Annotated in this window: 17 protein-coding genes and 1 other RNA gene; 15 read left to right on the top strand and 3 right to left on the bottom strand. The window is 71.2% G+C overall.

The features are described 5' to 3' along the window. Window positions 1-13 precede the first annotated feature (13 nt). The 5 genes from DJ017_RS05145 (at window position 14) to DJ017_RS05165 (ending at window position 3,442) form a co-directional block, all read left to right on the top strand. Complete coding sequence (locus DJ017_RS05145) at window positions 14-178, top strand: Flp family type IVb pilin (RefSeq protein WP_111527701.1); 165 nt, start codon at window positions 14-16, stop codon at window positions 176-178. A 204-nt stretch (window positions 179-382) separates the two neighbouring features. Further along, a complete protein-coding gene (locus DJ017_RS05150) occupies window positions 383-541 on the top strand; it encodes a Flp family type IVb pilin (RefSeq protein WP_111527702.1) in 159 nt (52 codons plus the stop codon). A 133-nt stretch (window positions 542-674) separates the two neighbouring features. After that, the gene (locus DJ017_RS05155; protein WP_111529980.1) at window positions 675-1,190 is read left to right on the top strand and encodes an A24 family peptidase; all 516 of its coding nucleotides are present in this window, start codon (window positions 675-677) and stop codon (window positions 1,188-1,190) included. A 39-nt stretch (window positions 1,191-1,229) separates the two neighbouring features. Continuing rightward, window positions 1,230-2,609 carry a leucyl aminopeptidase family protein gene (locus tag DJ017_RS05160; protein ID WP_111527703.1) on the top strand — a complete coding sequence of 460 codons (1,380 nt, stop codon included), beginning with the start codon at window positions 1,230-1,232 and terminating at the stop codon, window positions 2,607-2,609. Next, complete coding sequence (locus tag DJ017_RS05165) at window positions 2,606-3,442, top strand: C40 family peptidase (RefSeq protein WP_111527704.1); 837 nt, start codon at window positions 2,606-2,608, stop codon at window positions 3,440-3,442. The genes DJ017_RS05160 and DJ017_RS05165 overlap by 4 nt, the downstream gene beginning before the upstream one ends. A 92-nt stretch (window positions 3,443-3,534) precedes the next feature. Here DJ017_RS05165 and DJ017_RS05170 read toward each other — a convergent pair whose 3' ends face one another. Beyond that, window positions 3,535-4,275, bottom strand: a complete 741-nt coding sequence (locus tag DJ017_RS05170) for a c-type cytochrome (protein ID WP_111527705.1) — start codon at window positions 4,273-4,275, stop codon at window positions 3,535-3,537. Window positions 4,276-4,403: 128 nt separating this feature from the next. Here DJ017_RS05170 and DJ017_RS05175 point away from each other — a divergent pair, with 128 nt between their 5' ends. Further along, on the top strand, window positions 4,404-5,153 hold the full coding sequence (locus DJ017_RS05175) for a 3-deoxy-manno-octulosonate cytidylyltransferase (protein WP_111527706.1): 750 nt from the start codon (window positions 4,404-4,406) through the stop codon (window positions 5,151-5,153). Continuing rightward, the gene (locus tag DJ017_RS05180; RefSeq protein WP_111527707.1) at window positions 5,150-5,998 is read left to right on the top strand and encodes a prephenate dehydratase; all 849 of its coding nucleotides are present in this window, start codon (window positions 5,150-5,152) and stop codon (window positions 5,996-5,998) included. The genes DJ017_RS05175 and DJ017_RS05180 overlap by 4 nt, the downstream gene beginning before the upstream one ends. On the opposite strand, the gene nudC is transcribed toward DJ017_RS05180, so the two are convergent. Beyond that, window positions 5,995-6,921: an NAD(+) diphosphatase gene (gene nudC, locus DJ017_RS05185; RefSeq protein WP_111527708.1), complete on the bottom strand. Its 927-nt coding sequence runs from the start codon at window positions 6,919-6,921 to the stop codon at window positions 5,995-5,997. The two genes, DJ017_RS05180 and nudC, sit on opposite strands and share 4 nt — an antisense overlap. 97 nt (window positions 6,922-7,018) lie before the next feature. Between nudC and ffs the strand changes: the two genes are divergently transcribed. From ffs to def, 6 genes are all read left to right on the top strand, one after another. Next, window positions 7,019-7,117, top strand: an RNA gene (ffs, locus tag DJ017_RS05190) — signal recognition particle sRNA small type. 19 nt (window positions 7,118-7,136) lie between these two features. Beyond that, window positions 7,137-8,960: a DNA polymerase III subunit gamma/tau gene (locus DJ017_RS05195; protein ID WP_111527709.1), complete on the top strand. Its 1,824-nt coding sequence runs from the start codon at window positions 7,137-7,139 to the stop codon at window positions 8,958-8,960. Window positions 8,961-8,963: 3 nt separating this feature from the next. Next, a complete protein-coding gene (locus DJ017_RS05200; RefSeq protein WP_111527710.1) occupies window positions 8,964-9,287 on the top strand; it encodes a YbaB/EbfC family nucleoid-associated protein in 324 nt (107 codons plus the stop codon). 7 nt (window positions 9,288-9,294) lie between these two features. Beyond that, a complete protein-coding gene (recR, locus tag DJ017_RS05205) occupies window positions 9,295-9,897 on the top strand; it encodes a recombination mediator RecR (RefSeq protein ID WP_111527711.1) in 603 nt (200 codons plus the stop codon). 59 nt (window positions 9,898-9,956) lie between these two features. After that, the gene (locus DJ017_RS05210; protein WP_111527712.1) at window positions 9,957-11,174 is read left to right on the top strand and encodes a DNA recombination protein RmuC; all 1,218 of its coding nucleotides are present in this window, start codon (window positions 9,957-9,959) and stop codon (window positions 11,172-11,174) included. A 53-nt stretch (window positions 11,175-11,227) separates the two neighbouring features. Beyond that, the gene (gene def, locus DJ017_RS05215; RefSeq protein ID WP_111527713.1) at window positions 11,228-11,737 is read left to right on the top strand and encodes a peptide deformylase; all 510 of its coding nucleotides are present in this window, start codon (window positions 11,228-11,230) and stop codon (window positions 11,735-11,737) included. A gap of 6 nt (window positions 11,738-11,743) precedes the next feature. Here the strand turns inward: def and DJ017_RS05220 are convergent, their stop codons facing one another. Further along, window positions 11,744-12,112, bottom strand: a complete 369-nt coding sequence (locus tag DJ017_RS05220; RefSeq protein ID WP_111527714.1) for a hypothetical protein — start codon at window positions 12,110-12,112, stop codon at window positions 11,744-11,746. 97 nt (window positions 12,113-12,209) lie between these two features. On the opposite strand from DJ017_RS05220, the gene fmt reads away from it, so the two are divergent. Then, the gene (gene fmt, locus DJ017_RS05225; RefSeq protein WP_111529981.1) at window positions 12,210-13,136 is read left to right on the top strand and encodes a methionyl-tRNA formyltransferase; all 927 of its coding nucleotides are present in this window, start codon (window positions 12,210-12,212) and stop codon (window positions 13,134-13,136) included. Further along, window positions 13,136-13,879 (top strand): tRNA pseudouridine(38-40) synthase TruA, encoded by a 744-nt coding sequence (gene truA / locus DJ017_RS05230; protein WP_111527715.1) that lies wholly within the window; start codon window positions 13,136-13,138, stop codon window positions 13,877-13,879. Before fmt ends, truA begins: the two co-directional genes overlap by 1 nt. The last annotated feature ends 88 nt before the right edge of the window (window positions 13,880-13,967 follow it).

The raw sequence follows: 13,967 nt of genomic DNA on the forward strand, positions 1-13,967 counted from the left end.
AAGGAGACACCCCATGACCAAGTTCGTTTCGCGCTTCATGAATGACGAATCCGGCGCCACCGCCATCGAGTACGGCCTGATCGCCGCCCTCGTGGCCGTCGCCATCGCCGCCGTGCTCCCGACCCTGGGCGGCCGTCTGAGCAACACCTTCGGCAACGTGGCGAACAAGCTGCCGTAAGCCTGAAGACAGCTTTTCCTGGCGAGGCCCTCCGGCGACGGAGGGCCTTTTCTTTTGCCCGCCGCACAGTGGCGGCGATCGTTCTGGTAAATAGAAGTGAACTATACAACGAAGTAATTCGCTCACAACTTTCGCGATAACTGTCGCCTGCATTTCGGCGGCCCACGTTCAGTCAGCGCCGCTCAGAACTAGGAGAGAGAGACCATGTTCGTGAAGCGCTTCCTGAAGGACGAATCCGGCGCCACCGCCATCGAGTACGGCCTGATCGCGGCGCTCGTCGCCGTGGCCATCGCGGCGGTCCTGCCGCTGCTCGGCGGCAAGCTGAGCAACACCTTCGGCAACGTGGCCAACAACCTGCCGTAAGCTCGCGGCAGACGCGTATCCGGAAGGGGCCCCGCACCACGCGGGGCCCTTTTCTTTTGCGGCTCATTACGTCGCGGGCTCAACGCTCCGTTCATCGGCGCAGGTCATGGTGGCTGCGGAGGTCGCGCCCATGATCCACGTCCTGCAGGCCCTGCTCGTCGCCGTGTTTCCGGCTCTCGTGATCGTCGCTGCCCTGCGCGACGCGACGAGCTACACCATCCCCAACTGGATCTCGGCGGCGCTGATCGCCGGTTTCGCCCTGGCCGCCCCGGCCATGGGACTGACCCTGCCGCAGATCGGCCTTCACCTGGGCGTCGGCGTCGTGGGCCTCATCCTCGGCATGGCCATGTGGACCCTGGGCTGGATCGGCGGCGGCGACGCCAAGCTGTTCGCCGCCGCCTCGCTGTGGCTCGGCTGGCCCGCGGCCCTGACTTACGCGGCCCTGACCGGCATGGCCGGCGGCGCGCTGGCGGTCGGCCTCCTCACCCTGCGCTCGGGTTACGTGCGACCCTATGTCGTGACCGGCCCGTCCTGGTTCGCGCGCCTCGCCGAGCCGGGCGAGAACGTGCCCTACGGCGTGGCGATCGCCGCCGGCGCCTTGATGGCCTTCCCGGCGACGCCGTTCATGGCCGCCTTACGGGCGTTCTGAGGCGTTGCGGCGGCGGTCCGGTTGGGCGAGGTTCGGCCCATGTCCGAAGTGATCCTCGAGGCGGCCGAAGGCGCCGCCGTTCCCGTCATCGCGCTCACCCAGGCCGAGACCCCGGCCTTCCTCCAGGCCGCCTCGCCCCTGGCGCGCGGCGCCGCGGCTCTGGCGGAGTTCAAGGGCAAGGCCGGCCAGGCGGTGAGCGTCCTCTCGCCCGCCGGCGAGGTGGAGCAGGTGCTGTTCGGCCTGGGTGACGCACCCGAGGCCATGACCTTCCGCGCCCTGCCGCCCAAGCTGCCGGCGGGGACCTATCGCATCGCCCAGGCGCCGGCGCAGGTGGACCGCGCCCAGGCGGCCTTGGCCTTCGCCCTCGGGAGCTACCGCTTCGACCGCTATAAGGCGCGCGACGCCGACAAGCCGCGGCTGGTGGCCGAGGACGTCGACGTGGCGGAGGTCCGCCACCTCGCCCACGCCTGCGCCCTGGCCCGCGACATGGTCAACACCCCGGCCAACGACCTCGGGCCCCTGCAGATCGAGACCATCGCCCGCGAGATCGCCGAGCAGCATGGGGCCCAGATCACGGTGGTGACGGGGGAGGGGCTGCTGGAGGCCAACTATCCGGCGGTTCATGCGGTCGGCCGCGCGGCCGTGGCCGAGCGCGCGCCGCGGATGATCGAGATCGCCTGGGGCGAGGCCGGGCGGCCCCTGGTGGCCATCGTCGGCAAGGGCGTAGTGTTCGACACCGGCGGCCTCGACATCAAGCCGTCCGCCGGCATGCGGCTGATGAAGAAGGACATGGGCGGGGCCGCCCACGCCCTGGCCCTGGCGCGGATGGTGATGGCGGCCAGGCTGCCGGTGCGGCTGGCCGTGCTGGTGCCCGCCGTGGAGAACGCCATCAGCGGCGACGCCATGCGGCCTGGCGACGTCATCGCCTCGCGCAAGGGGCTGTCCATCGAGGTCGGCAACACCGACGCCGAGGGGCGGCTGATACTCGCCGACGCCCTGACCCGGGCGGCCGAGCTGGAGCCGGTGCTGACCCTGGACTTCGCGACCCTGACGGGCGCGGCGCGCATCGCGCTCGGGCCGGAGCTGCCGCCCTTCTACACGGACGACGAGGACCTCGCGGCCGCCATCGAGGCGCACGCAAGGAAGACCGCCGACCCGGTCTGGCGCATGCCGCTCTGGAAGGGCTACGCCCCCGCCGTCGACAGCGACATCGCCGACCTCAAGAACGACCCCGACGGCTGGGCCCAGGCGGGCTCGGTGACGGCGGCCCTCTTCCTGCAGCGCTTCGCCCCCGCCGGCGCCTGGGCGCACTTCGACATCTTCGCCTGGAACCCGCGCAGCCAGCCGGGCCGCCCGACGGGCGGCGAGGCCCAGGCGATCCGCGGCCTCTACAACCTGCTCAAGGAGCGCTTCCGGTGACCCTCGACCCGCGCCTGACGCCGCTGCGCGACGGCATCGCCAGCCGCACCCTGGAAGGGGTGGTGGCGGCGGAAGTCTATCTGGACCCGAAGCCGCTCGCCTGCGTGGTCCCGGCGGCGGGGATCCATCGGGCGCCGGACGCCGGCTCCGAGCAGATGGACCAGCTCCTGTTCGGCGAGCTGTTCGACAAGCTGGAGGAAGAGGCCAACGGCTGGGTCTGGGGCCAGGCGCGGCGCGACGGCTATGTGGGCTTCGTGCCGGCGGCGGCTCTGGGGCCGGTGGGCCCGGCGCCCACGCATCGAATCTCGGCGCTGCGGACCTATGCGTTCGAAGGGCCGAGCATCAAGTCGCGGGCGCTCGGCTGCTACTCGATGAATTCGCTCGTTTCGGTCGAGGCCACCGAGGGGCGGCTCGCCAGGGTGGCGGGCGCCGGCTGGATGACCCTCGAGCATCTGACGCCGATCGGCGCCTTCGCGGCCGATCCGGCCGGCATCGCCGAACGTTTCCTCGGCGCGCCCTATTTGTGGGGCGGACGCGAGAGCATCGGCCTCGATTGCTCGGGGCTGGTGCAGGCGGCGCTGTTCGCCTGCGGCCGGGCCTGCCCGCGGGACACCGACCAGCAGGCGGCGATGGGCAGCGAGATCGGCCGCCAGGCCTTCGGTCGTGGCGACCTCGTGTTCTGGAAGGGGCACGTGGCCATGGGGCTGGACGAGGACCGGATCGTCCACGCCAACGGCCATCACATGATGACCTTCGTCGAGCCGCTGGACGAGGCGATCACGCGCATCGCGGCCCAGGGCTACGGCGAGCCGACGGGGTTCCGGCGGCCCTAGATCGAGCCACGGACCTACCCGCCGGCGTCACGCGTCAGGCACAAAAAAGGCGGCCGTGAAGGCCGCCTTTTCCGTCTGGACCGAGGTCCGGATTACTTCTTGTTGTCGGCGCCCGCGGTGGTCGGGGCGGCCTTGGAGGCGGAGGTCTGGGCCGGCGCGCCCGGCGCCGGAGCGCCCGTGCCCTGGCCGGCCGGACCGCCGGCGTTGGACTTCTCGCCGCCCGCGGTCGCGCCGCCGGCGGTCGAGCCGGTGGCGGTGGGCTGGCCCTCGGCCGCGGCGGCCGGCGCGGCGGCCGCCGGCTTCGGCGGCGGCACCGGCAGGCTGGAGCCCTGGGTGTGCAGGTAGGCGATCAGGTTGACGCGGTCTTCCGGCTTCTTCAGGCCGACGAAGGTCATCTTCGTGCCGTTCACGTAGGCCTGCGGCGACTTGATGAACTCGTAGAGGTGGTCGTAGTCCCAGATCGGGGTCTTGGCGCCGAACGCCTGCATGGCCGGCGAATAGGCGAAGCCGGCTTCCGAGCCAGGCTTGCGGCCCACCACGCCCATCAGGTTCGGGCCGGTGCCGTTGGCGGTCAGGCTGTGGCACGACTGGCACTTGGCGAACACCGCCTGGCCGGCGGCGACGTCGGCCTTCGGCAGCACCGTGCCCCAGTCCGGCGGAACGTCCGCGGCGGCCGCGCCGCCACCGCCCTCAGCGGCGACTTCCACGGCGTAGCCCGGCTTGGCCACGGGCTCCTTGTTGAAGACGCCGGACGAGAGTTCGCGAAGGCCGACAACGGCCAGGCCCGTCGCCAGCAGCGCGCCGGCGACCTTGTTGAACGTGAGATCGCTCATAGATCCTAAATCGGCCCCTCTCCACGGCCGGCCCTCGTCGGGTCGGCGAACGCGCGGGAATCCCGCCCCTTATTGCGCCCGGCTCTCTTACACGCTACCGCCGCTCGCGCAACCGCCCTGACACTCACATGAACCCCATCGTCATCATCCCTGCGCGCATGGCCGCGACGCGACTGCCCGGAAAGCCGCTGGCCGATATCGGCGGCCTGCCGATGATCGTGCGCGTGCTGCGCCAGGCCGAGGCGGCGGGGGCCGGTCCGGTTGCCGTTGCGGCAGGCGATTACGAGATCGTCGCCGCCGTCGAAGGGGCCGGCGGCCGCGCCGTCCTGACCGATCCGCACCTGCCCTCCGGCTCGGACCGCATCCTCGCCGCCCTCGGCGAACTGGACCCGGCGGGCGAGCACGACGTGGTCATCAACCTGCAGGGCGACATGCCCTTCGTGGACCCCTCGGTGCTGGCCGCCTGCGCCGGCCTGCTGGCCGAACAGACCGACTGCGACATCGCCACGGTGGTGGCCCCCGAGCACGGGCCGGACGACCGCGCCAACCCGGACGTGGTCAAGGCGGTCCTGTCGCTTCAGCCGGACGGGCGCACCGGCCGGGCGCTCTATTTCACCCGCTCGACCCTCTATGGCGACGCGCCGGTGTGGCGTCACATCGGCATCTACGGCTACCGGCGCGAGGCGCTGGAGCGCTTCAACGCCGCCGCGCCCTCGCCGCTCGAAACCCGCGAGAAGCTCGAACAGCTGCGGGCGCTCGAGCTCGGCCTCTCGATCTGGGCGGCGGTGGCCGACGCCGCGCCGATCTCCGTCGACACGCCGGCCGACCTGAAGGCCGCCCAATCCTTCGCCCAACGGCACGCCGGGAAGATCCCATGACCAAGCCGCGCATCGCCTTCCAGGGCGAGCTCGGGGCCAACAGCCACGAAGCCTGTTCGACCTATTTCCCGGACTACGAGCCCGTTCCGCACGCCAGCTTCGAGGACGCCTTCGAGGCGGTGAAGTCGGGCGCCTGCCAGCTCGGCATGATCCCGGTGGAGAACTCCATCGCCGGCCGGGTGGCGGACGTGCACCACCTCCTGCCCTCGTCGGGGCTGAAGATCATCGGCGAGCGGTTCAAGCCGATCCACTTCCAGCTGATGGCCAATCCGGGCGTGACGCTGGACGAGGTGAAGACGGCGATGTCGATGCCGATCGCCCTCGGCCAGTGCCGCAAGACGATCCGCCGGATGAAGCTGAAGACCGAGGCGACCGGCGACACGGCCGGGGCCGCCAAGCTGCTCGCCGAGCATCCCGACCGGAGCAAGGCGGCGGTGTCGCCGGCGCTGGCCGCCGAGATCTACGGCCTCGATATCCTGATGCGGGACATCGAGGACGAGCACAACAACACCACGCGCTTCCTGGTGATGACGGCCGAGGCCAATCCGCCGCCGCCACCCTTCACCAGCCCCTGCATCACGAGCTTCATCTTCCGGGTCCGTAACCTGCCGGCGGCGCTCTACAAGGCGCTCGGCGGCTTCGCGACCAACGGCGTCAACATGACCAAGCTCGAGAGCTACATGGAGAACGGCGCCTTCACGGCGACCTTCTTCTACGCCGAGGTGGACGGCCGCCCGGAAGACCGGGGCCTGGCCCTGGCCTTCGAGGAGCTGCGGTTCTTCTCCGAGCGCTTCGAGATCCTCGGGGTCTATCCGGCCGATCCGTTCCGCGCCGCGCGCGCCTAGCCCTCTTCGGCCCAGGCCTTGATGAGCTGGTGGGCGATGGCCATCGGCGTCGGCGAGGCCATGCCCTCGAGCCCGCCGGCGATCAGCTGCCTGGCCTCCTCCCGGGTGATCCAGCGGATCTCGGAGAGCTCGGTCTGGTCGGGCGTGCCCTCGTCGTCCTCGACCTCGGCCAGCAGGCCGATCATCAGCGAGGACGGGTAGGGCCAGGGCTGGGTGGAGTGGTAGCGCACCTTGCGGGTGCGCAGGCCGGCCTCCTCGGACAGCTCGCGCGCGCAGGCCTCCTCGATCGTCTCGCCCGGCTCGAGGAAGCCGGCGAGGGCCGAGAACATGCCCTTGGGCCAGATCTCCTGGCGGCCCAGCATGCAGCGGTCGCCATGGTAGGGCAGCATGATCACGACCGGGTCGGTGCGCGGGAAATGCTCGGCCTCGCAGGACGGGCACTGGCGCTTCCAGCCGCCGTCCACGGCGCGGGTCGGCTCGCCGCAGGCCGCGCAGTGCTTGTGTCGCCGGCGCCACTCGAACATCGCCTTGGCGGTCGACACGATCGCCGCGTCGGTGGGCGGCAGCTTGAGGGCGATGCGGCGCAGGTCCTCGAACTTGCCCATTCCCTGCAGCGGCCCGTCGCCGGGATCGGCCTGACCCTCCAGATCCACCGCGAAGACCGCGGTCTCCTTCCACAGGCCCATGAACAGCAGCCGCTCGCTGCCGTCCGCCAGCTCGGCGGCGAGCTTGGTCGGCAGGTAGGCGATCTGCACCCCGCCGTCCTTGCCGGTCTCGACCAGCGGCTGGCCGTTCCACATGGCGAGCGCCAGGCTGTCGGCGGACGCCAGCTGGCGGGCGATCCAGTCCTTGTCGGAACGGCGGTCGCTCGCGCGGTCGAGCGGATTGCCGGCGAAGGTGTTCATGAATGCGTCGAGAGCCATGGGCGGCCTTGTAGGGCGCCTCGGCGTCGGCGTCACGACAACCGGCTGCGGCGGTCGGGCGGGTTGCGGAAAGCCCCGTCACCAGCGATATAGGGGGCGGAGATCGGCGACGGGCGGACGCCTCGCCAACCCGGTCAGGTCCGGAAGGAAGCAGCCGTAACGAGTTTCGCTCCGGGTCGTTGTCCGGTCTCCACCTCACTCTCCTGAAGAGCCAGATGGCGGACGAAGACCTCACGCTCGACGACGATCAGGCGCCCGAGCGTGACCCGAACGCGCGCGACATGTTCGGCGGGGCGCCCGACGTCGCGCCGGCGCAGGAGAGCGCCGCCTACACCGTCATCGCGCGCAAGTACCGGCCGCGGACCTTCGAGGACCTCTATGGCCAGGAGGCCATGGTCCGGACGCTGAAGAACGCGTTCGCCACCGGCCGCATCGCCCACGCCTTCATGCTCACCGGCGTCCGCGGGGTCGGCAAGACGACCACGGCGCGCCTCCTGGCCCGGGCCCTCAACTACGAGACCGCCAGCGTCCACGAGCCGACGCTCGACCTGCGCGAAGAGGGCATCCACTGCCGCGCGATCATCGAGGGCCGGCACATGGACGTGCTGGAGCTCGACGCCGCCTCGCGCACCGGGGTCGCCGACATGCGCGAGCTGCTGGACGGGGTGCGCTATGCGCCCGTCGAGGCGCGCTACAAGGTCTACATCATTGACGAGGTGCACATGCTGTCGACGGGGGCGTTCAACGCGCTCCTGAAGACGCTGGAAGAGCCGCCTCCGCACGCCAAGTTCATCTTCGCCACCACCGAGATCCGCAAGGTGCCCGTGACGATCCTGTCGCGCACCCAGCGCTTCGACCTGCGCCGGGTCGAGCCGGAGGTGATCGTCAAGAACCTGGAGATGATCTGCGAGAACGAGCAGGCGCGGGTCGAGGCCGAGGGGCTGATGCTGATCGCCCGCGCCGCGGAGGGTTCGGTCCGGGACGCCCAGTCGATGCTCGACCAGGCCATCGTCCAGGCCGAGCCCGGCCAGACGGTCACCGCCGAATCGATCCGCGACATGCTCGGCCTGGCCGACCGGGCGCAGACCATCAGCCTGCTCGAGCAGGTGATGCGCGGCGAGGCCGGGCCGGCCATCGAGACCTTCCGCACCATCTACGGCTACGGCGCCAATCCGGACCAGGTGATGCTGGACCTGTTGGACCACACCCATGGCGCCTCGGTGGCCAAGGCGATCGGCCCGCAGGCCCTGGTCATGCCCAAGGAGCAGGCGGCGCGCCTGGCGGCGATCGGCGCCTCGGTCTCGGCCGGCGCCCTGTCGCGGATCTGGCAGCTGACGCTGAAGGCCTACGACGAGGTGCGCCGGGCTCCCGATGCGGCCGCGGCCGCCGACATGGCGATCATCCGTCTCGCCTACGCGGCCGACCTGCCCGGGCCCGAAGAGGCGCTGAAGCGGCTGCAGGAAGGCCAGGCCGTGGGCGGCGGCCCGATCGGCGGCGGGCCGTCCGGGGGCGGGGCGGGCGGCGGCGCTTCGGCGTCGTCGGGAGGCGGCGTGGCGGCCGTGGCCCGCGCCCAACCGCAAGGTCAGGTCCAGGCCCGGCCTGCCGCCGAGCCGACCATGGCGCTGCAGACCTTCGAGGACATGCTGGCGCTGATCGAGAAGCGGCGCGACATCTCCCTGAAGCTCGACGTGGAGCGCTTCGTGCGCCCGATCAGCTTCCGCCCCGGCGCCATCGAGTACGAGCCCGCGCCCGGCGCGCCGCGCGACCTCGCCCAGCGGCTGGTCGCCCGGCTCAAGGAATGGACCGGCGAGCGCTGGCTGATCGCCGCCCAGGGCGGCGGCGGGGCCGAGAGCCTGTGGGAGCGCCAGAAGCGCCAGGAGCGCGAGGTCCGCGCCCAGATCGAACAGGACCCCTTCGTGCAGGAGGTCATGCAGGCCTTCCCCGGCGCGGAGATCGTGGGCATCCGCAACATCGCCGCCCCGGAGCCGGCCGCCGAGCCGCCGCCGGAGGAAGACGACAGTGACAATGACGAGGACTGACGCGTGAAGGACCTAGGCTCCCTGATGAAGCAGGCTCAGGCCATGCAGCAGAAGCTGGCCGAGGCCCAAGCGAGGATCGCCGAGCTGGAGGTCGAAGGGACCTCGGGCGGCGGCATGGTCAAGGTGGTGCTGAAGGGCTCGGGCGAGCTCGCCAAGGTGGACCTCGACGAAAGCCTGATGGCGCCCGGCGAGGGCGAGGTGGTGGCCGACCTGGTGATCGCCGCCCACGCCGACGCCAAGCGCAAGCTGGACGCCGCCCAGGCCGAGCTGATGAAACAGGCGGCCGGACCGCTCGCCGGCATGCCCGGCATGCCGAAACTGTTCTGACCCGCGCTTGGCCGCCTCCGCCGGACCCGAGATCGAGCGGCTGATCGGCCTGCTCTCCAGGCTGCCGGGCCTCGGCCCGCGGTCGGCGCGGCGTGCGGCCCTGGCGCTGCTGAAGCGGCGCGAGCAGCTGCTCAATCCCCTGGCTGACGCGCTCAACGAAGCCGCCGCGCGGGTGAAGACCTGCTCGGTCTGCGGCTCGCTCGACACCCAGGACCCCTGCGCCATCTGCGCCGACCCAGGCCGCGACGGCGCGCTGATCTGCGTGGTCGAGGAGGTGGGGGCCCTGTGGGCCATGGAGCGGGCGGGCGCCTTCCGCGGCCGCTACCACGTCCTTGGCGGGCTGCTCTCGGCCCTCGATGGGGTGGGGCCGGAGGCGCTGCGCATCGGCCCGCTGGTCGCCCGCGCCGCCGAGGAGGGCGTGCGCGAGGTGATCCTGGCCCTGCCGGCGACGGTCGACGGCCAGACCACGGCCCACTACCTCGCCGACCGGCTGGCCAACGCCAATGTCCAGGTGACCATGCTGGCCCGCGGCGTGCCGGTCGGCGGCGAGCTCGACTGGCTAGACGATGGCACCATCGCCCAGGCCATGCGCGCGAGGCGTCCGGCCTGACGCCGCGTATCTGAAGCGCCGTGCTGGCGGCGACTCGGCGTTCGCGGTAAGAACAACCCATGAACGCGATCCTCATCGTCGCCATCCTCGCAGGCGCTGCGGCGCTGGGCGGTGTCCTGTGGGCCTTCAAGGAGCGGCTGCGCGCCGCCACCGCCGAGGCGCGGGTGGCCCTGCTGGAAGAACAGGCCGTGCTGGTGCGCGACCAGGCCGCCCGCTCGGCCGAGAGCGTCGCCGAGGCGATCCTGAAGCGCAACGAGGAGGTGCTGCACAACCGCGAGCAGCTCGTGCAGGCCAAGCTGGAGGCGCAGCTCAAGCCGGTCGCCGAGACCCTGCAGAAGTACCAGGAGCAGCTCGCCGCCGTGGAGAAGGTCCGCGCGGAAGAGACCGGCGGCCTTAAGGAGCAGATCGCAGCCCTGCTGCAGGCCTCGACGGCCACCCAGGACGAGGCGCGCAAGCTCTCGGCCGCCCTTCGCCGCGGGGCGGGCGTCCAGGGCCGCTGGGGCGAGCAGACCCTGCGCAACGTGCTGGAGGCGGCGGGTCTGTCGCATCGCTACGACTTCGAGGAGCAGACCTCCACGGACACGGACGAGGGGCGCCGACGGCCCGACGTCACCGTGCGCCTGCCCGGCGGGGCGGTGTTCGTGATCGACGCCAAGTGCTCGCTGAACGCCTTCCTCGAGCTGCAGGAGGCGGCCGACGAGGCCGGCCGCGCCGCCGCACTCGGCCGCCACGTGCAGAGCGTGCGCAGCCACATCCAGGGCCTCTCGGCCAAGGCCTACTGGGATCAGTTCGAGCACTCGCCGGACTTCGTCGCCATGTTCATCCCTGGGGATTCGATCCTGGCGGCGGCCCTCGACCACGCGCCCGACCTGATGACGGAGGCGATGGACAAGCGGGTGGTGATCGTCACCCCCTCGACGCTCTTCGCCCTGTGCAAGGCGGTGGCCTACGGCTGGCGGGTCGAGGAGCAGGCGGCCAACGCGCGCAAGATCGCCGACCTCGGGCGGGAGCTCTACAAGCGCATCGCCGTGATGGGCGGCCACGCCAGCTCGGTGGGCAAGGCGCTGGAGGCGGCGGTGAGCCGCTACAACCAGTTCGTCGGCTCGCTGGAAACCCAGGTGCTGACCCAGGCCCGCCGCTTCGAGGACCTGAAGGTCGACCACGAGGGCAAGGAAGTGCCGCAGCTGGAGGCGCTGGAGAGCGCCGTGCGCCCGATCACCAAGCTTTCCAAGGGCGAGTCGCCGCAGGTGCGGCTGGTGGCCGGCGAAGAAGGCTAGGGTGGCGATGTCCCACCTTGACGCTCGGGATTAGGCCCCCTACCTCGCTCGCCATGGCCATCCGCGAAATCCTTGTCGTGCCGAACCCCGTCCTCAAGCAGGTCTCCGAGCCTGTGGAGAAGGTCGACGACGCGCTGCGCGCGCTCATGGATGACATGCTGGAGACCATGTACGACGCCCCCGGCATCGGCCTCGCCGCCATCCAGATCGGCGTGCCCAAGCAGGTGATCGTCATGGACCTGGCCCGCGAGGGCGAGGACAAGCAGCCGCGCTACTTCGTGAACCCGGAGATCATCTGGGAGTCCGAGGACACCGCCCCCTATGAGGAGGGCTGCCTGTCGATCCCGGAGATCTACGAGGAGGTCGAGCGGCCGGCGCGGGTGAAGCTGCGTTACCTCAACTACCAGGGCGAACAGGTGGAGGAGGACGCCGAGGGCCTCTTCGCCGTCTGCATCCAGCACGAGATGGACCACCTCAAGGGCGTGCTCTTCATCGACCACCTGTCGCGGCTGAAGCGCGAGCAGGCGGTGAAGAAGGTCAAGAAGCTCGTCCGGGCCGCCTAGGGCGGACTATTTCTTCGCCTCGCTCGTATTCGACGCGCTGTCGGTCTTGTCCTTCTTGGACGCATCCTTCACGGCGTGGCCGAGGTCCTTCAGCGAGCCCTTCAGCTCGTCGGCGGCCTTCTTGACTTCCGGGTCCTTGGCGATCGCCTTCAGGTCGTTGCCGCTCTTCTTGGCGCTTTCCTTGACATCCTCGCCGAGCTTCTTGGCTTCGGTCTTCACGTCCTCGGTGGCGTTGGAGGCGCTGGACTTGACGTCGGCCGCCGTGGCGCTCGCCTCGGTGTTGGTCTTCTGCTGGTCGGCCTTGCTGCAGCCGGCGACGGCGAAGACGAGTCCCAGCACGGCGGCGGTGATCAGGGTCCGGTTCGAGGTGGTCATGCAGCGCCTCCTGAGGTCGGGCTTCTAACTGCCAAGCTTGGCCGGCGGTTCCGTCGCCGATTTTGCACGGGACCGCGCGGACCGCTACATGGCCGCCATGCGCCTCGCCTTCCTCGGCACCCCCGACTTCGCCGTCGCCTCGCTCAAGCGCCTCGTGGAGGCGGGCTTCGAGGTGGCCTGCGTCTATTCCCAACCGCCGGCCCCGCGCGGCCGCGGGCACGAGCTGAAGCCCTCGCCGGTCCACGCCTACGCCGAGAGCCAGGGCATCCCCGTGCGCACCCCCGCCTCCATGCGCGACCCCGCCGAGATCGCCGCTTTCCAGGCGCTGGACCTCGAGGCCGCGGTGGTGGTGGCGTTCGGCCAGATCCTTCCGCGCGAGGTGCTGGAGGCGCCGCGCCTGGGCGCCTTCAACCTGCACGGCTCGCTGCTGCCGCGCTGGCGGGGCGCCGCGCCGATCCAGCGCGCCGTGATGGCCGGCGATCCAGTGACCGGCGTTCAGGTGATGCGCATGAGCGAGGGTCTCGACGAGGGGCCGATCATCGCGACCGAGACCCTGCGCATCGGCCCGCTCGACACCGCCCAGACCGTCCACGACCGCATGGCTGAGGCCGGCGCGGAGCTGCTCGTCCGCACCCTGCCGTTGATCGCGCGCGGGGAGGCGACCGAGACGCCGCAGGCGGCCGAGGGCGTCACCTACGCCAAGAAGATCCGGCCCAGGGAGGCGCGCATCGAGTGGGTGAGGCCCGGCCGCGAGGTGGACGCCAGGATCCGCGGCCTCTCGCCCTATCCCGGCGCCTGGTTCGAGCTGCCGACGGACAAGGGGCCTGTGCGGGTCAAGGTGCTGCTCTCGACCTTCGAGGACGCCGAGGGCGTGCCGGGCGAGGTGCTCGACGAGCGCCTGCTGGTGGCCTGCGGCGAGGGCGCAGTGCGCCTCCTGAAGGTCCAGCGCGAGGGACGCGGCGCGCAGGACGCCGAGGTCTTCCTGCGGGGCCAGGCCGTGGCGCCCGGGACGAAGCTTTCCTGATGCCCCGCTACCGCCTCCTCGTCGAGTACGACGGCCGGCCCTATCACGGCTTCCAGGCGCAGGGCGCGCTGCCCTCGGTGCAGGCCTCCATCGAGCGGGCGGTGAAGGCGTTCTGCGGCCAGGCGCTGCGCCTCCAGGCGGCGGGGCGCACCGACACCGGCGTGCACGCCAGTGGCCAGGTGGTCCACGTCGACCTCGAAAAGGAGTGGCGGCCGGACGTGGTGCGCGATGCGCTGAACGCCCACCTCGTGCCCGAGCCGATCGCCATCCTGTCCGCGCAGGTGGCGCCGGAGGGTTGGCACGCCCGCTTCTCGGCCACCGAGCGGCGCTACCTCTACCGGATCCTCAACCGCCGCAGCCCGCCGGCGCTCGACCAGGGCCGCGTCTGGCACGTCAAGAAGCCGCTCGACGCGGCCGCGATGCACGCGGCCGCCCAGGCCCTCGTCGGCCACCACGACTTCACCACCTTCCGCGACCTGCAGTGCCAGGCGAAGTCGCCGATGAAGACGCTGGACCTCGCCGCCGTGCGCCGCGAGGGCGACGAGGTGCTCCTGGAGTTCGCCTCTCGCTCCTTCCTGCACCGGCAGGTCCGGTCGATGACCGGCACTCTGGCCGAGGTCGGCGTCGGCCGCTGGACGGCCGAGGATCTGAAGACGGCGCTGGAAGCGCGCGACCGCCGCGCCTGCGGGCCCGTGGCTCCCGCCGAGGGGCTCTATCTGATGGGGGTGGGGTACGGGGACTGAGGTCCTCCCCTTCAGGGGGAGGTGGCCCGGAGGGCCGGAGGGGGTTGAAGCCCGCGAGCGCCTGACGCCCTGCCCTTCAACCCCCTCA

It is taken from the genome of Phenylobacterium soli, assembly GCF_003254475.1.
In the GTDB taxonomy this organism is placed as follows: domain Bacteria; phylum Pseudomonadota; class Alphaproteobacteria; order Caulobacterales; family Caulobacteraceae; genus Phenylobacterium; species Phenylobacterium soli.